This is a genomic window from Roseomonas acroporae, from assembly GCF_023223525.1.
Lineage (GTDB): Bacteria > Pseudomonadota > Alphaproteobacteria > Acetobacterales > Acetobacteraceae > Roseomonas_E > Roseomonas_E acroporae.
Genome location: NZ_JALPRX010000035.1, coordinates 38,890 through 57,726, shown reverse-complemented (window position 1 = coordinate 57,726; position 18,837 = coordinate 38,890). Strand labels below are relative to the sequence as shown.

Below are 18,837 nucleotides of genomic sequence, written 5' to 3'. Positions count from 1 at the left end.
GGGCCGGGGGCCGGGCGGCGGGCGGCCCGCTCACCCGGCTTCCGGGCCTGGCGTCTCCGTGCCCACCTCCCGCGCCACCGCCAGGATCAGCCGGCGCAGCCAGGCATGGCCGGCATCGCTCTCGAAGCGGCGGTGGAACACCAGCGACTGGCGGGTGTGGACGATCGGCAGCGGCACGGGCCGCATGACCAGCCCGTAGGCGGCGGCGAGGCGCGTCGCCAGCCGGCCCGAGACGGAGATGAGCATGTCCGTGCCGAGCAGGATCTCCGGCACGGCGCAGAAATGCGCGACCACCGCCCCGAGGCGGCGCGCCCGGCCCTCGGCCGCCAGCGCCTCGTCCAGCGCGCCCTCGCGCGAGCCGTTGGGCGAGTGCAGCAGGTGCGGGACGGAGAGGAAGCCGTCCAGAGTCAGCGGCGCGGCGGCGAGCGGGTGGCCGGGGCGCATCAGGGTGCAGAACGCCTCGGGCAGCAGGTGCAGCCGCGTGTAGAGGGCGGGCGGCTCCTCCAGGATCACGGCGACGGCCATCTCGGCGCGGTCGGCGGCGAGCAGCACCTCGTAGTTGGTGCGGTCGGCGTGGCGCAGGGTCAGCAGGCAGCCGGGCGCCTCGCGGGCGAGGCGGGCGATCAGCGGCGGCGCCAGCACCGCCTCGGCGTACTCGCTCATCGCCACGGTGAAGACGCGGCGGCTCGCGGCCGGGTCGAACGGGGCGTGGATGGCCAGCGCCTGGGAGAGCCGGTCCAGCGCCTCGGCCACCGGGCCGGCCAGGCTGCGGGCGAGGGCGGTGGGTTCCACCCCGCCGGGGCGGCGCAGGAACAGCTCGTCGCCGAGGATCTGGCGCAGTCGGGCGAGGGCGTTGGAGACGGCGGGCTGGGAGAGGTGCAGCCGCTCGGCGGCGCGGGTGACGTGCCGCTCGCGCGCCACCGCGTCGAAGACGCGCAGCAGGTTGAGGTCGAGGCCGGCGAGCTCGTCCATCAGGCGTGGGGGCGGGGGCTGGGGCGGCTTGGCATGGCGGCAGGATGGGGCGCGCGCCGCGCGCGGGGAAGTGGGAGAGGCGGCCGGCGTGGCGCCACGGGCAGGGACCGGGCGCGCCCAGCCGACCCCGTGCGGCCATGCTCCCCCGCATCGCCCCGGGCCGGCAGGCCCGCCCGGCCCGTCGCGGCGCCCGGGCGCGGCACCCATGGGTTCGCGCCCCCGCCATGGCCGGTCCGTCCGCCCCTGCGGGCTCGTCTCGCCGCGCCGGAGCCGGCAGGATGCGCGCCGAACCCCACGGCCGCGGCCGGACGGGACGGGAGGAGAAAGGACATGACGGGACCCGACAGGCGCGGGCTGATTCTGGGCGGGCTGCTGGGCGGCCTCGCGGGTGGCGCGGCACCGGGCCTCGGCGGCCGCGCGATGGCGCAGCAGCCGGGCCGGCTGCCCGGTCCGCTGGAGGAGATGGCGCACAGCGACAACATCCTCTGGAACGGCGTCACGCTCACGCCGCAGGGCCGGATCTTCGTCGCCCTGCCCAACTGGATCGGCCCGGCCGCCGGCGCCGGCGAGGTCGGCCGCGACGGCGCTCTGCGTCCCTTCCCCGGCAATGGCTGGAACCGCTGGGCGCCCGGCGGCGACCCGGCCAAGGCGCTGGTCAGCGTCAACGCCGTGCGCGTGAACCCGGCGGGCGACGAGCTGTGGGTCGTCGATTCCGGCGCCCCGCTCGGCGGCCAGCGCCTGCCCGGCGGCTCCAAGCTCGTGGTGTTCGACATCGCCAGCGGCGAGGCCAAGGCGGTGCATTCCCTCGACCAGGTGCTGGACGACCCGCGCGCCGCGCCCAACGACATCCGCTTCCATGGCGGCCACGCCTACGTGTCGGAGAGCGGGGTCGGCTCGATCGTGATGCTGGACCTGGCCAGCGGCCGGCTGCGGCGGCTGCTGGTGCGCCACCCGCTGCTGGTGATGGACCCGCAGCGCACGGTGCAGATCGACGGCCGGGTGGTCCGCACCGCCAGCGGCGCGCCCTTCGGCACCAACGCCAACCAGCTGGAGGTCTCGCCGGACGGGCGCTGGTTCTACATCCAGCCGCTCAACGGCGGCATGGCGCGGATCGAGACCCGCTACCTCACCGATCCCGCCGTCGAGCCCGGGCAGCTCGCCGAGCAGCTCCGGCCCTGGGTCGACACCCCGGCGCTGAGCGGCTCGGCGATCGACGCCGACGGCAACCTCTACCTCAATGCCGTCAACGACCGCTCCATCCGGCGCGTCTCGCCCGAGGGGCGCATGGAGACGATCTTCGTCGATCCGCGCCTGCGCTGGGCCGACGCGCCCTGGCTGACGCTGGATGGCTGGCTCTGGCTGCCCATCGCCCAGCTCGGCTGGACGCCGATGCTGAATGGCGGGGAATCGCGGCTGGAATGGCCGACGCGGCTCTACCGGCTGCGGGTGCGCGGGGCGTAGCGCGGATCGCCGGGAACGCCGCGCCAGGGGACGGTTTACGGCTGAACGGGGACGGTGACGGGGCGGCGCCCCGTTGCCCGCGCGGTGTGGATGGAACACCCACTCCCCTTGACCTTCCCATGATGGGAACCCCCACATGGGCGGGCAGAGGTCCCACGCCATGCCCGAAGCCCCGCTCGCCACCGAAGCCCTTTCCCTGCCGATCGCCGGCATGACCTGCGCGAGCTGCGCCGGCCGGGTCGGCCGGGCGCTCGGGAAGGTGCCGGGCGTCACCGGCGCCAGCGTGAACCTCGCCAGCGAGCGCGCCGAGGTGAGCGGCACCGCCGCGCTGCCGGACCTGGTGCGGGCGGTGGAGAAGGCCGGGTACGGCGTGCCGGAGGAGACGCTCGACCTCGCCATCGGCGGCATGACCTGCGCGAGCTGCGTCGGGCGGGTGGAGCGGGCGCTGCGCCGGGTGCCGGGGGTGCTGGAGGCGTCGGTGAACCTCGCCACGGAGCGGGCGCACCTGCGCGTGGTGGCGGGCACGGCGGTCGAAACCCTGGCGGCGGCGGTGGAGCGGGCCGGCTATTCGGTGCGCGGGCTGGACGAGGCCGAGGCGCCGGCGGCGGGCCGGGCGGAGGGCTGGGGAACCGGCTGGGGCCTGGGTCGCGAAGGGCGCGACATGGTGCTGGCGCTGCTGCTGGCGGCGCCGTTCCTCGTGGGCATGCTCGGCATGGCGTTCGGGCGGGACTGGATGCCGCACCCGTGGGTACAGTTCGTGCTGGCGACGCCGGTGCAGTTCTGGCTGGGCGCGCGCTTCTACCGCGCCGGCTGGGCGGCGTTGCGGGCGGGCACCGGGAACATGGACCTGCTGGTGGCGATCGGCAGCACGGCGGCCTGGGCGCTCTCCACCGTGCTGCTGCTGCGGCACGGGGTCGGCCACGCGCACCATCTGTACTTCGAGGCGAGCGCGGTGGTGATCGCCTTCGTGCTGGTCGGCCGCTTCCTGGAGGCGCGGGCGAAGCGGGCCACGGGGGCGGCGATCCACGCCCTGCTGGCGCTGCGCCCGCGCACGGCGCGGCGGATCGAGGGGGGCGCCGAGGTGGAGGTGCCGGCGGCGCTGCTGCGGCGGGGCGACCGCGTGGTGGTGCGCCCGGGCGAGCGCATCCCGGTGGACGGCACCGTGGTGGAAGGCCGCGCCGGGGTGGACGAGAGCGCGCTGACCGGCGAGAGCCGCGCCGTGGACCGGGAGCCGGGCGGGCACGTCGCCACCGGCACGGTGGCGCTGGACGGGCGGCTGGTGATCGAGGCGACGGCGGTGGGGCGCGAGACGGCGCTGGCGCGCGTCGCGGCGCTGGTGGAGGCGGCGCAGGCGAGCCGCGCGCCGGTGCAGAAGCTGGTGGACCGGGTGAGCGCGGTGTTCGTGCCGGTGGTGGTGGGGATCGCGCTCGTCACCCTGGCGGGCTGGCTGCTGGCGGGCGCGGTAGTGGAGGCGGCGGTGCTGCACGCGGTGGCGGTGCTGGTGATCGCCTGCCCCTGCGCGCTCGGGCTCGCCACGCCGGCCGCGATCATGGCCGGCACCGGGGCGGCGGCGCGGGCCGGCATCCTGCTGCGCGACGCCGAGGCGATCGAGCGGGCGCAGGGGATCGGGCTGGTGGCGTTCGACAAGACCGGGACGCTGACGGAGGGGCGGCCGCGCCTCGCCGCGCTGCATGTGGCCGAGGGCGTGGGCCGGGCGGAGGCGCTGCGTCTGGCGGCGAGCCTGCAGGCCGGCAGCGAGCACCCGCTGGCGCGGGCCGTGCTGGCGGCGGCGCGGGAGGCGCCGCCGGAGGCTGGGCGGGAGGGACCGGGCGAGGCGCGCGGGGCTGCGGCGCCATCGGCCTTTCCGGCGGCGGAGGATTTCACGGCGCTGCCGGGGCGCGGCGTGCAGGGAGTCGTGGCGGGGCGCCGTCTCGCCCTCGGCAGCCCGCGCCTGCTGGCCGAGAGCGGCGCCGAGGCCGGCGTACTGGCCGGGGCGGCGGCGGAGGAGGATGCGAAGGGGCGCACGCTGGCCTGGCTGATCGAGCCGGCGACGCATCGCGTGCTGGCGCTGTTCGCCTTCGAGGACGCGCCGCGGCCGGGGGCGCGGGCGGCGGTCGAGGGGCTGCACCGGCTCGGCCTGCGCACCGCCATGCTGTCGGGCGACGGCGCGGCGGCGGCGGGGGCGGTGGCGGCCGCGCTGGGCATCGACGAGGTGGCGGCGCCGCTGCTGCCGGCCGACAAGGCGGCGCGGCTGACGGCATGGCGGGCGCAGGGCCTGCGCGTGGCGATGGTGGGCGACGGCGTCAACGACGCGCCGGCGCTGGCGGCGGCGGATCTCGGCATCGCCATGGGCACGGGGACCGACATCGCCATGCAGGCGGCGGCGGTGACGCTGCTGCGCGGCGACCCGGCGCTGGTGCCGGCGGCGCTCGACGTCTCGCGCCGGACCTGGGGCAAGATCCGGCAGAATCTCGGCTGGGCCTTCGCCTACAACCTGGTCGGCGTGCCGCTGGCGGCGTTCGGGCTGCTCTCTCCGGTGCTGGCGGGGGCGGCGATGGCGCTCTCCTCGGTCTCGGTGCTGGGCAACGCGCTGCTGCTGGCGCGCTGGCGGCCGGCGGCTCCGGCGGCGGCAGGCCCGGGGCCGGCGCCCGGGGCGACGGAGGAGGGCGGGGCATGAACATCGGCGAGGCGGCGGGACGCGCGGGCGTGTCGGCCAAGATGGTGCGCCACTACGAGTCGATCGGGCTGCTGCATCCGCGGCGGCTGGAGAACGGCTACCGCGTCTATGCCGAGCCCGAGATCGCCGTGCTGCGCTTCATCCGCCATGCGCGCGAGCTGGGCTTTCCGATGGAGGACGTGCGCCGCCTGCTGGCGCTGTGGCGCGACCGGCGCCGCGCCTCGGCCGAGGTGAAGCGGCTGGCGCTCGACCACGTGGCGGCGCTGGAGGAGAAGGCGGCGGCGCTGCAGGCGATGGCGCGCAGCCTGCGCCACCTCGCCGCGCACTGCCACGGCGACGGCCGGCCGGACTGCCCGATCCTGGACGAGCTGGAGACCGGGCGGATGCCGGGCGAGGCCCCCGCGCCGCCGGACTGCTGCGGCACGTGACCCCGGGCGGGGCCGGACCGCGCATCGGGCGAGCGAAACGGGACGATCGAACCGGCGTGATCGAACCGGCGCGACAGAACCGGGATGACAGAATTGGGGCGACGGTGCCGGGGGTTGACCGAACCGGGGCGGCCGCGCCGCGGCGCGGCGTGGAACCGAGAGGAGGAATGACGATGACGATCGAGCTGGAGGTGCGCGGCATGAGCTGCGCGCATTGTGTCAGGGCCGTGACGCAGGCGATCCGCGAGCGCGACCCGGGCGCCGCCGTGACGGTGGACCTTGCCGCCGGCAAGGTCCGGGCGGAGACGACGCTGCCGCGCGCGGCGGTGGCGGCGGCGGTGGCGGGGGAGGGCTACGAGGTGGCCGACTGAGGCGCCGGCGCCGGGCGTCCGGCCGGCTGCTGACATCCTCCGCGGCGGCGCGTAATAAGCACGCTGACCGGCGTCGCCCCGGCCACGCCATCCGTCCGGCTGGCGGGGAGGCCGGCGGTCGGACCGTGCAATGCAAGGGAAGAGACCCATGTCAGACCTGATCGCGGTCGCCTTCGACAGCCCGACCGAAGCCGACAGCGTCCTGCTCAAGCTCACCGAGATGCGCAAGGAGTACCTGATCGACCTCGAGGACGCGGTCGTGGTGGTGCGCGACGCGGCGGGGGTGGTGCACCTCAAGCAGAGCATCAACCTGACCACGATCGGCGCGACCTCGGGCGGCATGTCCGGCATGCTGTGGGGCGGGCTGGTGGGGCTGCTGTTCCTCAACCCGCTCGCCGGCATGGCGGTGGGCGGCGCGCTGGGCGCCGGCATGGGCGCGCTCTCGGGCTCGCTCGCCGACTACGGCATCGACGACAAGTTCATCAAGGAGCTCGGCAGCACCATCGCGCCGAACAGCTCCGCCCTGTTCGTGCTGCTGCGCAAGGTGCAGCCGGAGAAGGTGCTGGCCGAGCTTCAGGGCGTGCATGGCCGGGTGCTGCGCACCTCGCTCTCGCCGGAGAAGGAGCAGAAGCTGCAGGAGGCGCTCTCGGCGCCGGGCGTGCTGACGCATGGCGGCACGCCGGTGGCGCCCGCCGCCTCCTGACGCGTCGTCACGTCGGGCTCCCGGCGCGTCGGGCCCGGCACAGGCCGGGTCCGTGCGCCGCGCGGCCCGGCCGCGCGGATGCGGGCGACGCCGGCGCCCCAGCGGGAAAGGTGCGTTGCCGACCATGCCGAGCGTCCACGATTTCTCCGCCCGCCTCCTGGATGGTCGCGAGATCGGCCTCGACGAGTATCGCGGCAGGGTGCTGCTGATCGTCAACACGGCCAGCAAGTGCGGCTTCACGCCGCAATACGCGGGGCTGGAGGCGCTGCACGAGCGCTACCGCGACCGCGGCTTCGCGGTGCTGGGCTTTCCCTGCAACCAGTTCGGCCGGCAGGAGCCGGGCGAGGCGGGCGAGATCGCGCAATTCTGCGAGACGCGCTACCACATCACCTTCCCGATCTTCGCCAAGGTGGAGGTGAACGGGCCGGACGCGCACCCGCTCTTCGTCTTCCTGCGGCATGCGCGGCGCGGCGTGTTCGGCACCGAGGCGATCAAGTGGAACTTCACGAAGTTCCTGGTGGACCGCCTGGGCGCGCCGGTGCGCCGCTACGCGCCCGCCGACAAGCCCGAGGCGCTGGCCGGCGCCATCGAGAAGCTGCTGTAGCGCGGCGTCCGCGTCACTCCTGCCCGTCGGCCCGCCCCTCGGCCCGTCCGGCGTCCCGCCCGGCGGCGTAGAGCGGGGCCTGCCGGCCGCCGCGGGCGCGGTCCCAGATCTCCGCGTCGCTCAGCGCGGTCCGGATCAGCTCGATCGGGATGCCGCCATCCTCGATCGTCGCGACGCGGAGGCCCTCGAAACGCACGCCGTCGCGCATGAACAAGGCGGCCGCTCCTTCCCGCACGCCGGCATCGTATCACGGCGGTGCCCGTTGGCCGGCCCGGGGTCCCCTTCGGGGCCCCGATCCGTCGGGCGGGCGATCCCGCCGGCCGTGTCAGTCCAGCGTCGCCAGCGCCTGGGCGAGGTCGGCGATCAGGTCGTCCGGGTGCTCGATGCCGATGCTGAGGCGGATCAGCCCGTCGGTCACGCCGATCCGCGCCCGCACCTCGGCCGGCACGCCGGAATGGGTGGTGGAGGCCGGGTGGCTGGCGAGCGACTCCGTGCCGCCCAGGCTGACCGCCAGCTTGAACACGCGCAGCGCGTTGAGCATGCGGAAGGCCTCCGGCTGGCCGCCGGTCAGCTCGATGCTGAAGGTGGAGCCGGGGCCGGAGCACTGCGCGTCGTAGACGCGGCGTGCCGCGCTGCCCTCGGGCTGGTGCCCGAGCGCGTGCACGGCGGCGACGTGCGGGTGCGCGGCGAGGAATTCGGCCACCGCGTCGGCGTTGCCGGCGGCCGCGCGCATGCGCAGCGCCAGCGTTTCCATGGAGCGGCCGAGCATCCAGCAGGAATGCGGGTCGAGCTGCGTGCCGATGGCGCCGCGCAGCAGGCGGACCGGGCGCAGCGTGTCGCGCGCGCCGATCGCGGCGCCGCCGATCAGGTCGCTGTGCCCGCCGACATACTTGGTGAGCGAATAGAGCACGATGTCCATGCCGTGGCGCAGCGGGTGCTGGAACACCGGGCCGAGCATGGTGTTGTCGCAGAGCAGCATCGGCCGGTGCCCCTGCCGCGCCGCGATGCGGTCGGCGGCGGCGTGCACCAGGGCGAGGTCGACCAGCGTGTTGAGCGGGTTCGAGGGCGTCTCCACCAGCACGAGGCTGACGCGGCCCCGGTTGCTCGCCTGGACCAGGGCGCGGTCCGCCGCCGCCTCGACGGCGGCCGGGTCCAGCCCCTCGGCGAAGCCCACGGCGCCGATGCCGTACTGGGCGAAGGTGCGGGCGAGCAGCGTCTCGGTGCCGCCGTAGAGCGGCTGGCTGTGCAGGATCACGTCGCCGGGGCGGGCATAGGCGAGGATGGTGGTGGCGATCGCCGCCATGCCGGAGGAGAAGAGCAGCGCCGTCTCGCCGCCCTCGAACACGGCCAGCCGGTCCTCGACGATCTCGCCGTTGGGCTGGTTGAAGCGGGAGTAGACCAGGCCCGCGCCGCCCGCCGGCGCCTCCTTGCGGCCGGCCACCACGTCGAAGTAGTCGCGCCCCTCCTCGGCGGAGCGGAACACGAAGGTGGAGGTCAGGAACACCGGCGGCTTCACCGCGCCCTCGGAGAGCGCCGGGTCGTAGCCGTAGCCGAGCATCAGCGTCTCGGGCCGCAGGCGGTGGTTGCCGATGGTGGTGTGGTGGCTGCGGTCCTCGGTCATCGCGGCCGGACTCCTCGTGCCGGTTGGGGGCCGGGTGGGGTGCCGGTGGGGGCCGGCCGCTCCGTCCGGACGGTCCGCCGACGGCGCAGGCTATCCCGTTCCACGCGCCGACGGTGGTGACGCCTTGGCGAAGCGCCCAGGGGGGAGGCGCGTAGGGGGGCGCCCAGGGGATACCCAGGGGGGTTACACGGGGGAGGCGGCCGGGGCGCGGTGGTCCGCCCCGGCGCCGTGTCCCCGGCTACTCGATGCTGCCGCCCTCGCGCGTCGGCGTCACGTCGATCGGCCCGCCGCGCCGGGCGCCTTCCTCGTGCCGGTCGCCGGAGGGGCCGGGATCGGGCGGGATCGGCGATTCCACCGTGCCGGCGGCGCGTTCCTCGCCGTCGTCCTCGTTCAGCGTGTCGCCGCTGCTCTCCGTCACGCGTTCGATGTCGGCCTCGGCGCGCTCCAGCGGCGGCGTGTCGGCCTCGCCGAGCGAGGTGCCCGCGCCCGGGTCGGTGTTGCGTATGGATTCGCTCATGACGGCATTCCTCCGTTCCGCGCGGCCAACGCCGTCCGGCCGGGGCGGGTTGCGGCGGGTCCCCGTTCCCGTCGCCGGCAGCGGGGAGAGGCTTTTCGCGACAGGGGGCGCGTCAGGGGGAGGGGGGCGGGCACCGCCCTCTGCCGGGACGGCCTGCCCGCCCGCCGCCGTCACGGCAGGCCGCGCCGGATCGCGGCGGAATAGTCCGGCCCGATGACGGCGCCGTCGGGCCGCCGCACGCGGCTCTCGCGGCGCAGTGCCTCGAAGGGCATGCCGCTGTCGAGCAGGCCGAGATCGTGGGCGTACTCGGCGGCATGGCCGCTCGCCAGCACCTTCCAGCTGTAGGCGATGCCGGGCGCCACGGTGTTGGCGTGGGCAAGGATGTTGGTGGTGCAGTTGTCGGTCAGCGTGTTGTAGAATTCCGGCCGCGTCCGCAGCGCCTCGATCCGGTCGAGATAGCTCAGGAACAGCGCGCGCAGCGCCTCGGGCGGAAGGTGGACCCGGTAGAGGTAGACGCGCTCGTGGCGTATGTCGGTGCGCAGACCGATCAGGTCACGCTCGTCGGCCACGACGTAGATCAGCTCGTACTGCCGGAAGAAGCCGGCGAGCGTCGAGTAGCCCTCGCCCCGCTCCCGCCGCGTCTCGATCGAGACGGCGAGATGCCTGCCGTCGCGGAAGCCGAAGCTGACGAGGATGTGGGCGATGGCATCGCCTGCCCAGTAGGAGCTGACGAGGTCGAGCGACTCCAGCTCGTCGAGATCGTAGGTCGCATCGTACCAGCGCGGCGTCGCGGCCGCCTCGCTGCCGTGATAGGCGAAGTCGCGTATGCCGCGGATGGTGACGCGGCTGCCCTCGCGCGTGACGGCGGGCAGCCGCGCGTATTCCGGCGCCCAGTCGCGGTCGTTGGAGGGGGTGATCGACAGCCACCAGGCCAGCACGCCGCCGAACAGGGCGGCGCGGGCGAGGCTGCCGGCCGCCGCCGGCCGGGCGAGGCCGGCGAGCGCCATCAGCACGGCATAGCCGACCGCCAGCGCCTCGCGCAGCCAGACCGGGTCGGGTCCGTCGAAATGCAGCGCCAGGGCGCCCCAGACGGCCGCCCCGAACACGATCAGGCCGCGCAGAAGGCGGAACAGCAGGGTCATCCTGGTGCCGTGCCGCGATTCCGGCCGTCCGTCGAGGGCAGTGGCAGGGCCGGTTCGGGGCTACCGGACCGTCGTGAGCGCGACCTGCCCCCGGATGCCCGCCGGGGGACGGCATTCGCCTCGCGGGCAGGGCCCGGCGAGCTGCCGCGGCGGGATGCGGCGGACCTCCTCGATGGCGGCGGGGTTCGATTGCACGGAATGGCCGGAACGGACGACCGGCCCGGATTCCACGTGATCGAGATGCGCACCGGCGCAGCGTACCATGCCGTCGCCGCGCGTCTCCAGCGGCCCGTCGCCGAGCCCGGGGATGATGGAATGGGCATGGATGCCGGAGGCCGTCGGCTGCCCGGCCGGGGTCATCGGGAAGGGGTTGCCGGGCGTCATGCCGTGGAGGCTGCCGAGGCTGAGACGGGCGGGGCCGAAGGCCAGCGCGCCGGCGTCGCTCTGCCGGCAGGACGCGGCGGACCCGCCGGTCCTCACCGGCGACGCGGCGGGGAACCGGGCGGCGCCGCTGCCACTCCGCGCCGGCATGACCGTGGACGCCGATGCCGGCCGCGCCGTCGTCAGTGCCAGGCCTCCAGGATCACGCCGGTCGGCACGGCCTCGATCTGCTGGCTGTAGCGCTCGTTGTAGAGGCCCAGCAGCGCGTCGTGGGTGCGGTCCGAGGAGGAGCACAGGGCGTCCGTCGCCAGTACCACCCGGTAGCCGTGGTCCACGGCCCCGAGCACGGCGGCGAGCACGCAGACATCGGTCTCGGCGCCGGAGATCACCAGCGTGTCGCAGCCGCGCGCCTCCAGCGCCTGCCGCAGCTCCGGCTGGGTCCAGGGCGAGTAGGTCCGCTTGTCGATCACCAGCGCGGGGGGCACCAGCGCCGCGAGGGGCGGCACGAGCTCCAGCAGGCGCGGCGCCAGCCGGTCGCGCGTGATCGCCGCCCAGCGTTCGTAGTAGCGCCGCCAGCTACCCCGCATCTCGTCGGCGCTGGCGGGCGGGATGAAGCGGGTGAAGACCGTGTCGGCGGGGCGTGCCCGGGCGAGGCGCAGGAGCACCGGCAGCACCCGCGCCATCCAGGGCGTGTGCCATTCCGTCCGCTCCGCGAACAGGTTCTGCATGTCGACGCAGAGATGCACGGTGCGGTCCGAGAGCGCGCCGTAGCGGAGCGTGCCCGTTGCCGTCATGATACGATTCCCTCCCGGCCGCGCCGCCGCACCTGGGCGGGGCGGGCGGCGAGTCGGAACGCGCCGGCCCGGGCCGGGTTCGCCATCCCGCCCCACCGCCGGCACGGGGCGGCGGGAAAGCGGCGGGAGAGGAACGGCCGGCGCAACCTTCGCGGATCGCGGCTCGTTCATCACGCAACCTCCGACCGGCTGGAACCGCAGGATGCTTGGCAATGCGTGGCGGCTGCTGAAGCAGACCGTGGTGGGCTTCATCGAGGACGAGGCGCTGAGCCGCGGCGCGGCGATCGCCTACTACGTCGTCACCTCGCTCGCACCGGTCCTCATCATCGTGATCGCCATCGCCGGTCTCGCCTTCGGCGAGGCGGCCGCCACCGGGGCGATCGTCCACCAGCTCAGCGGGCTGATGGGCGAGCAGAGCGCGGAGCTGCTGCAGAACCTCATCCGCAGCGCCTCCGACCGCAACTCCGGCATCGCCGCCAGCCTGGTCGGCGTGGTGATCCTGGTCGTGACGGCCAGCGGCGTGTTCGGCGAGATGCAGGCCAGCCTCAACGTGATCTGGCGGGCCAGCCCGAAGGGGGACACGGTGGCGCGGCTGCTGCGCGCGCGCGCGGTCAGCCTCGGCCTCGTCGCCGCGCTCGGCTTCCTGCTGCTGGTCTCGCTGGTGATCAGCGCGGCGCTGACGGCGCTCGGCAACTACATGAGCGTCTACCTGCCCGAGACCGCGCTGCTGCTGCGACTGGCCAACATGGTGGTCTCCTTCGTGCTCATCACCATGCTGATCGCCGCGATCTACAAGGTGCTGCCGGACTGCGACCTGGAGTGGCGGGACGTGGGCATCGGCGCCGTCGTGACCACGCTGCTCTTCGTGTTCGGCAAGTACCTGATCGGGCTGTACCTGGGCAGCAGCACCGTCGCCTCCTCCTACGGCGCGGCCGGGGCGCTGGTGATCATCCTGATCTGGATCTACTACTCGGCGCAGATCTTCCTGCTCGGCGCCGAATTCACCCGGGCCTATGCCGGGCTGCGGGCGGCGCGCGGCGAACGCTGCGAGCTTCCGGCCAAGGCGCCCCTGTCGAGCGAGCCAGCGCTGGCGCGGCTGCAGCGGCGCGCCGACCGGCTCGGCCTGCCGCCCTCGGCGGCACGGGAGGCGAAGCGGCGCCGGGAATCGACCGGCGACCCGGCGCTCTGACGCGCCGGGCGGGTGCGTCCGGCCGGCCGCGGACGAACCGGCGCGGCCGCCGTCAGGGAATGCCGGAGAGCATGATCGCGGCGGGCAGGGTCGGCAGTCCGCCGGTATCGCCGCGGCGTGCCGCATCGTGGCGCCTCCTTCGCGGTGCCGGTGTGACGGCCGGCCGGCGAGGCGGCGTCCGGCGCGGTTTCACGCCAGGGCCGCCGAGCGGGCCGTCGGGCCGGGCGCGCCCCGCGGCGGGGCGGATGGCATCCGCGCCGGCGGCGGCCGCGGGCGGGGCCCCGCGGCCCCGCCGGCCGTCAGCGCGTCAGGTAGAGCGCGGTCGCGGCCGAGGAGGCCACCTGCGCGAACAGGCCGAGCACGTCGCGGGTGATCTGGAAGACCTTGGGATCGAGGCGCGGCAGCGCGATCAGCTCGTCGCCGGCGCGCGGCGGGTTGCGCGGATCGAGCTCGATCTCGCCGTTGGCGTGGCGGATCATGAGCTGCGAGGCGGTGCCGCGCGACGAGTAGCCGCCCACGGCATTGATGTAGTCGCTGATCGACATGTTCGGCCGCCACACCACGGCCTGCGGCGTCGCCACCTCGCCCGCCACCAGCACGGTGGAGGAGAGCTCGGGGATGACGACGGTGTCGCCCTCCTCCATGCGGATGTCGGCGCAGCGGCCCTGCCGGTCGGTGACGACGAGGCGCCCGTCCGGCCGGGTGCGCCGGCCGCGCTGGATGTAGGAGGCGACGAGCTGCGCCTCGCTCGCGCGGATCTCCGCGACGCCGGTCGTGGCCGAGACGGCGAGGAAGAGCTGCCGCTCCAGCCGGTCCAGCGCCTCGTTGATCGAGCGCCGCTGCTGCTCGGCCAGGCGCGGGCGCAGCAGGAACACCGAGCGCGTGTCGGCGAGGCCGGGATCGACCGCGATGTGGTCGAGGAGCTGGCAGAGCCGGATGTCGCGGTCGGCCACCAGCACGGAGGGGCCGATCCGGCTGCCCTCCACCATCACGCGCACGGTCTGCGCCGGCGCGTCGGTGATGAAGGTGACGGTGTCCTGGTCCTGCAGGGCGACGCTGGCCAGCTCGGTCAGCGTCGCGTAGCGCGAGTAGGGCGCGCCGCCGCGCGTGCCGCGCACGATGGCGTTGGTGGCGGCGGGGAGGGGGCGCGCCAGGTCCAGCAGCTCCCGCCCGACCTGGCCGCGGCCGGAGACCTCGAACAGGAAGTTGTTGCGCACCGCGCCATCGGCCCCGACCATGGCGCGCTGGCGGTTCACCAGGATGGTGTCGCCCTCCTGCAGCGAGATCGGCGGCAGCCGGCCGTTGAGCAGGAAGCCGTAGAGGTCGATCGTGGTCACGGCGCGGCCGTTGCGCTGCACCGTGATGTCGCGGAAGGAGCCGCGCCCCGGATCGACGCCGCCCGAGCGGACCAGGAAGTCGAGCACCGAATCCGAGGCGGCGCCGCCGTAGCGGCCGGGGCGGCGCACGAAGCCGGTCACGTACACGCCGATGCGGTGGGTGGAGAGCAGCACGGCGTAGACCTGCACCTGGCTGGTGTAGATGCGCCGCACCTCGTTCTCGACGATGCGCTGCAGGTCGCCGGCGCGGGCGCCGGCGAGGCGGATCGGGCCGATCTGCGGCAGGAACAGGTTGCCGTCGGGGTCGACCACGGCCACCGTCTCGGCCTCGACGCCGCCCCAGACCCGCACGCTCACCCGGTCGCCCGGGGCGAGGATGTAGGAGGGGTTCGGCGCGTCGCTGGTGGTGGTGGGCTGGCCGGTGAACAGGCTGGCGCCGAACACCGCCGTGGCGGGGCCGCCCTGGCGGTCCCGGTCGCCGAGCGGCCCGGCGGCGATGGCGCCGCCCTCCGATTCGGTCGCCTCGCCCGGGCGCGCCACGGGGCGCTGCGGCGTCAGCAGGTCCTGCACGCGCGTGCCGGCCGCGCCGCCCTGCTGCGGCTGCAGCGATTGCAGCGGCAGGTCCAGTGGCGCCGGCGTGCCGAGCGTCTGCGCCGAGGCCGCCAGGGGCAGCAGCAGGGGCGGCAGCCCGGCCGACAGGCCGGTGGCGGCGAGCAGCAGGAGGGCGAGGCCGCCCTCGGTCCGCAGCCGGCCGCGTCCCCGGTTCCCGTTCACTGGCATGCGTGCAACACCCTCCCGCAAGGCTCCCCCGATCCGGCCCCGATCTGGCGGCGCACCGATCCGGCAGCCGTCATTCCGCCAAGCCGCAGCCCACTCAAGCCCCATTCCGCCCGGATGCCGCGCCGGCGCGTCGATTTCCCGCGGGGTGTCTGCGTCCTGCCACGCATGCCGGGAGATGGATTCCACCGCGCGGGGCGGCGCGGCCCGGTTCGGCGCGCGATCCGGCGCGGGGCCGTTGCGGCCGGCGGCGTCGCATCCGGCCGCTCCCGCGCAGGCGATGTCGGCCCGCGCGGCGCGTCGTCCAGGGCCGTTCCGGCCTGACCGTGTCAGGCCGGAACGGCTCCAGCCTTCTGGTTTTGCGCATTTTCCGGGTCGCCGGGCGAGTACACCCGGCCTGGAAATGCTCTCAGAGCGCGTGCTCGCGCACGCCCGCGACGATCAGCCAGCCCACGCCGTAGGCGACGCTCAGCGCCACGAAGATGCTGAGCAGGATGAAGATCCGGCGCGGGTACAGCGCCTCCTCGGCGGTGTTCGGCTCGACGACGCGCACGAGGAAGAGCTGCTGGCGCTGCGCCTCCATGCGCGAGGCCTCGGCCGAGGTGGTGGCGGAGGCGAGCTGCCGGTCGGCGAACTCGCGTTCCAGGATCAGGCGCTCGTACGAGGCGATCTGCTGCGCCAGGGTGGCGTCGCCCGTGGTCAGGCGGGCGCGCTCGTCGCTGACCTGCCGGGTCAGCGCGTCCACCCGGTTGCGCAACTGCGCGATCTGCGGGTTGTCGGCGCGCAGGTAGGCCGACTTCTCCTGCAGGTCGGCGCGCGCCTGCACGAGCTGCGCCTCCAGCCGGCCGATCGTGTCGAGCGCGATCACCGCCGAGCGCTGCGGGTCGACCGCCTGCTCGCGCCGGCGGAACTGGGTGATCGCCTCGCGCGCGGCGAGCACGCGGGCCTCGGCGCGGGCGACCTCGTCGCGCGCGACGCGCAGCGTGTCGGCCTGGGCGCGCTCGCTGAAGCGGTTCACCAGCGCCTCGGACTGGCGCAGCAGCTCGTCGGCGATCGCCCTCGCATCCTCGGGGCGGAAGGCGCGCACGCGCAGCGTGGTGATGCCGTCCGTGGCGTCGAAGGAGGCGGTCACCTGGCCGCGGAAGAACTTCAGCAGCTCCTCGGCGCTCGGATCGGCGTACCAGAGGCGGCTGAGCGGGTCCGCCTCGGGGCGGCGGAACATGTCGACGAGGTCGATCCTCTCGCGCAGCCGCGCCACGGCGTCGTGGGACTGGATGAAGTCGCGCACGCCCTGCGCGTCCTCCCGCGCCGGGCCGACGGTCATGCCGGGAAGCAGCGCGGTGAGCGCCGAGCCGCCGCCGCCCTGCCGCCCGCGCACCAGGTAGCGCGCCTCGGAGACGTACTGGTCGGCGGCGACGCCGACGAAGTAGACTGCGGCGAGCGCCGTCGGCAGCACCACCAGCAGCAGGAAGTGCCGGTAGCGCCCGATCAGGGCGCGCAGCGCGCCGCGCCGGGCCTTCGGCCGGGCGCGGCGGGCGCCGGCGGGCGCGGGCTCCCAGACCGAGATCTGGTCGGCCGGCTCCTGGTACCGCCCCCGCTCAAAGGCGGTGGTAATGGGCGATGGCTTCTTCCAGATCTTCATGGACGGTCAGGGTTCCATCGTGAAGGACGGCGCCGGAATCGCAGTAGGCCCGGATCGTCTCGACCTGGTGCGACACCATCAGCAGGGTGGAGCGCTGGCGGCGTTCGAGCAGCGCGTTGCGGCAGCGCTCGACGAAGCGCGCGTCGCCGACGGCGATGACCTCGTCCACCACGTAGCAGTCGAAGTCCACCGCCAGCGAGAGGGCGAAGCTGAGCCGCGCCATCATGCCGGAGGAGTAGGTCTTGACCGGCAGGCGGAAGTATTCCTTCAGCTCGGCGAATTCCTCGACGAGGCCGAGGGTGCGCTCCACCGGCGCGCCGTAGATGCGGGCGATGAAGCGCGTGTTGTCGGCGCCCGTCAGGCTGGCCTGCACCGCGCCCGAGAAGCCGAGCGGCCAGGAGACGCTGAGGTGCCGCCGCACGCGGCCGCGGGTCGGGTGCTCGACGCCGGTGATGACGCGGGTGAGGGTGGACTTGCCGGCGCCGTTGCGCCCGAGGATGCCGACCGCCTGGCCGCGCAGGAAGCGCGCGTTGACGTCGCTCAGCACCGTCCGGTCGCGGCCGTGCACGCGGTAGGTCTTGCCGACGCCTTCCAGCTCGACCGCGCAGGCCGGCGCGGCGCGGGCCGCGGCGCGCCGGGCGGGCGCGCCGGGACGGTCCCCGGGGAGGGCGCCGGGGAGGGCGCCGGGGCGGCGCAGCAGGCGCATCATCCGACCAGCTTCCCGCGCACGGCGCGCAGCGCGGCGAGGCCGAGCAGGGTGAGCGCCACGTTGTGCGCGAGCATGTAGCCGACGTCGTAGTCCGTGAAGATGCGCTCGCCGAACTGGCCGTCGCGGATCATCTCGTACATCTGCACGACCGGGTTGAACCACAGGATCCAGGCCACGGTCGGCCCCATCCAGTCCTTCATGAAGAAGGCGCCCGAGAGCGGCATGAAGATGTAGACCGCCGGGTGGACGAAGCGGTCCACCAGCTCGGTCAGCGCGCTGCCCGCCGCCACCAGCATGGCGATGCCGTGCGACCACCAGACCATCAGGACGATGCCGTAGACCATCTTCATCGGGTCTTCCGGCCAGCCGTCGCCCACCACGCCGGACCAGAGGGTGGCGACCGCCGTGACCACGAGGCAGGCGGCGCCCTCCAGCAGCGTGCGGGCGACCAGCATGTCGCTGAGCGTGACCTGCCGGTGGTAGAGCAGGGTGCGGTTGGAATCGATCGTCGAGGCGGCGCGGTTGATGATTGCGCGCAGCATGTAGAAGGGGATGTAGCCGATCAGGTAGAAGGCGAGCGGCGGGATGCCGTTCGGCAGGTGCGCCTCGGTGATGAGGTGCAGCGAGGTGACCGCGAAGCCGAGCATCGCCGGCTCGGCGAACAGCCAGACGTAGCCGAGGTTCTCGCGGCCGAAGCGGGTGTGCAGCTCGCGCATCAGCAGGGCGCCGATGACGCGTCCCTGCACCTGCAGCGCGCCGGCGAAGCCGCGCTGCGATGCGGCGCCGCTCATGAGCGGGCGCTGCGCCCGAGCATGAGCGGCCGCGCCGCCACCCAGGTGCCGCCCAGGCGGCAGACCAGCCGGGATTCGCCGTTCAGGCCGCCCACCAGCACCTCGCGGCACTCGCGCCCGCTCGCCGCGGCGTAGGCGCGCTGCAGGCGGACCGGCACGCGCGCCCCGTTCTCCAGCACCACCGCGCCCTGCTGCCCCGGCGTGGCGCTGGCGGCGAAGGCGGCCACCGGGTCGGTGGGGGTTACCGGCGCCTCCGGGGCCGCCGCGCCGCCGCCGCCGAAATTGAGGCCGGGCAGCGAAGGCATGCCGTCGCAGCCGGCGAGCAGCAGGCCGGCGGCGAGCAGCGCGATCCCGGCGGGGCGGGAATGGGCGGGACGGGAATGGCCGGGGCGGGAATGGCCGGAGCGGGGCGGGCTCTCCGGACCGCCGGGGCGCGGCGGGGCGGCGCGTTCCCGGGGGCGCGCCGGGATCGGCATGGTCCGCCCGCGCTCCGCCGGCGAGATCGCTTTCCTCATGCCGGGCAATCTAGCGGCTCGGCGTGCCGGGAGCAAAACCTCTGTCGCGTCGCAGCAGGAACCGGCGCGCCGGGCGGCGGCGGACCCGGCGCGGCCCCCTCTTCCCCAGGGGGCGTGACAGCGTGGCGGGCCCAGGGGGCGTGCCCAGGGAGCGTGCCCAGGGGACGTGACAGCGTGGCGGGCCCTCCCTATGACGAGGCCGACCG

Annotated in this window: 19 protein-coding genes; 7 read left to right on the top strand and 12 right to left on the bottom strand. The window is 74.9% G+C overall.

Annotated elements, in window-relative coordinates:
• Window positions 1-30 precede the first annotated feature (30 nt).
• The gene (locus tag M0638_RS09480) at window positions 31-972 is read right to left on the bottom strand and encodes a LysR family transcriptional regulator (RefSeq protein ID WP_248666731.1); all 942 of its coding nucleotides are present in this window, start codon (window positions 970-972) and stop codon (window positions 31-33) included.
• A 330-nt stretch (window positions 973-1,302) separates the two neighbouring features.
• On the opposite strand from M0638_RS09480, the gene M0638_RS09475 reads away from it, so the two are divergent.
• From M0638_RS09475 to M0638_RS09450, 6 genes are all read left to right on the top strand, one after another.
• Window positions 1,303-2,433: an SMP-30/gluconolactonase/LRE family protein gene (locus M0638_RS09475; RefSeq protein ID WP_248666730.1), complete on the top strand. Its 1,131-nt coding sequence runs from the start codon at window positions 1,303-1,305 to the stop codon at window positions 2,431-2,433.
• Window positions 2,434-2,593: 160 nt separating this feature from the next.
• On the top strand, window positions 2,594-5,110 hold the full coding sequence (locus M0638_RS09470) for a heavy metal translocating P-type ATPase (protein WP_248666729.1): 2,517 nt from the start codon (window positions 2,594-2,596) through the stop codon (window positions 5,108-5,110).
• Entirely contained in the window at window positions 5,107-5,538 is a 432-nt protein-coding gene (gene cueR / locus M0638_RS09465) for a Cu(I)-responsive transcriptional regulator (protein WP_248666728.1), read from the top strand. The genes M0638_RS09470 and cueR overlap by 4 nt, the downstream gene beginning before the upstream one ends.
• A 173-nt stretch (window positions 5,539-5,711) precedes the next feature.
• Window positions 5,712-5,909, top strand: coding sequence for a heavy-metal-associated domain-containing protein (locus tag M0638_RS09460; RefSeq protein WP_345893013.1), 198 nt, complete (start codon window positions 5,712-5,714; stop codon window positions 5,907-5,909).
• 148 nt (window positions 5,910-6,057) lie between these two features.
• On the top strand, window positions 6,058-6,612 hold the full coding sequence (locus M0638_RS09455; RefSeq protein WP_248666726.1) for a DUF1269 domain-containing protein: 555 nt from the start codon (window positions 6,058-6,060) through the stop codon (window positions 6,610-6,612).
• Between the two features lie 124 nt (window positions 6,613-6,736).
• Window positions 6,737-7,216 (top strand): glutathione peroxidase, encoded by a 480-nt coding sequence (locus M0638_RS09450; protein ID WP_248666763.1) that lies wholly within the window; start codon window positions 6,737-6,739, stop codon window positions 7,214-7,216.
• Window positions 7,217-7,229: 13 nt separating this feature from the next.
• On the opposite strand, the gene M0638_RS09445 is transcribed toward M0638_RS09450, so the two are convergent.
• The 6 genes from M0638_RS09445 to M0638_RS09420 form a co-directional block, all read right to left on the bottom strand.
• Window positions 7,230-7,430, bottom strand: a complete 201-nt coding sequence (locus M0638_RS09445; protein ID WP_248666725.1) for a hypothetical protein — start codon at window positions 7,428-7,430, stop codon at window positions 7,230-7,232.
• Window positions 7,431-7,541: 111 nt separating this feature from the next.
• Window positions 7,542-8,837 carry a cystathionine gamma-synthase family protein gene (locus M0638_RS09440; RefSeq protein WP_248666724.1) on the bottom strand — a complete coding sequence of 432 codons (1,296 nt, stop codon included), beginning with the start codon at window positions 8,835-8,837 and terminating at the stop codon, window positions 7,542-7,544.
• A 238-nt stretch (window positions 8,838-9,075) separates the two neighbouring features.
• Entirely contained in the window at window positions 9,076-9,354 is a 279-nt protein-coding gene (locus tag M0638_RS09435; RefSeq protein ID WP_248666723.1) for a hypothetical protein, read from the bottom strand.
• A gap of 170 nt (window positions 9,355-9,524) precedes the next feature.
• Window positions 9,525-10,496 carry an Lnb N-terminal periplasmic domain-containing protein gene (locus M0638_RS09430; protein WP_248666722.1) on the bottom strand — a complete coding sequence of 324 codons (972 nt, stop codon included), beginning with the start codon at window positions 10,494-10,496 and terminating at the stop codon, window positions 9,525-9,527.
• 60 nt (window positions 10,497-10,556) lie between these two features.
• Complete coding sequence (locus tag M0638_RS09425; RefSeq protein ID WP_248666721.1) at window positions 10,557-11,027, bottom strand: hypothetical protein; 471 nt, start codon at window positions 11,025-11,027, stop codon at window positions 10,557-10,559.
• 32 nt (window positions 11,028-11,059) lie between these two features.
• Complete coding sequence (locus M0638_RS09420; RefSeq protein ID WP_248666720.1) at window positions 11,060-11,671, bottom strand: cysteine hydrolase family protein; 612 nt, start codon at window positions 11,669-11,671, stop codon at window positions 11,060-11,062.
• Between the two features lie 202 nt (window positions 11,672-11,873).
• On the opposite strand from M0638_RS09420, the gene M0638_RS09415 reads away from it, so the two are divergent.
• Entirely contained in the window at window positions 11,874-12,860 is a 987-nt protein-coding gene (locus tag M0638_RS09415; RefSeq protein WP_248666719.1) for a YihY/virulence factor BrkB family protein, read from the top strand.
• 299 nt (window positions 12,861-13,159) lie between these two features.
• Here M0638_RS09415 and M0638_RS09410 read toward each other — a convergent pair whose 3' ends face one another.
• The 5 genes from M0638_RS09410 to M0638_RS09390 form a co-directional block, all read right to left on the bottom strand.
• Window positions 13,160-14,977 carry a polysaccharide biosynthesis/export family protein gene (locus M0638_RS09410; protein WP_248666718.1) on the bottom strand — a complete coding sequence of 606 codons (1,818 nt, stop codon included), beginning with the start codon at window positions 14,975-14,977 and terminating at the stop codon, window positions 13,160-13,162.
• 406 nt (window positions 14,978-15,383) lie between these two features.
• Window positions 15,384-16,616, bottom strand: coding sequence for a capsule biosynthesis protein (locus tag M0638_RS09405; RefSeq protein ID WP_248666717.1), 1,233 nt, complete (start codon window positions 16,614-16,616; stop codon window positions 15,384-15,386).
• A complete protein-coding gene (locus tag M0638_RS09400; RefSeq protein ID WP_248666716.1) occupies window positions 16,573-17,325 on the bottom strand; it encodes an ABC transporter ATP-binding protein in 753 nt (250 codons plus the stop codon). The genes M0638_RS09405 and M0638_RS09400 overlap by 44 nt, the downstream gene beginning before the upstream one ends.
• Window positions 17,322-18,116 carry an ABC transporter permease gene (locus M0638_RS09395; RefSeq protein ID WP_248666715.1) on the bottom strand — a complete coding sequence of 265 codons (795 nt, stop codon included), beginning with the start codon at window positions 18,114-18,116 and terminating at the stop codon, window positions 17,322-17,324. Before M0638_RS09395 ends, M0638_RS09400 begins: the two co-directional genes overlap by 4 nt.
• Complete coding sequence (locus M0638_RS09390; protein WP_248666714.1) at window positions 18,113-18,631, bottom strand: DVU3141 family protein; 519 nt, start codon at window positions 18,629-18,631, stop codon at window positions 18,113-18,115. Before M0638_RS09390 ends, M0638_RS09395 begins: the two co-directional genes overlap by 4 nt.
• Between the last annotated feature and the right edge of the window lie 206 nt (window positions 18,632-18,837).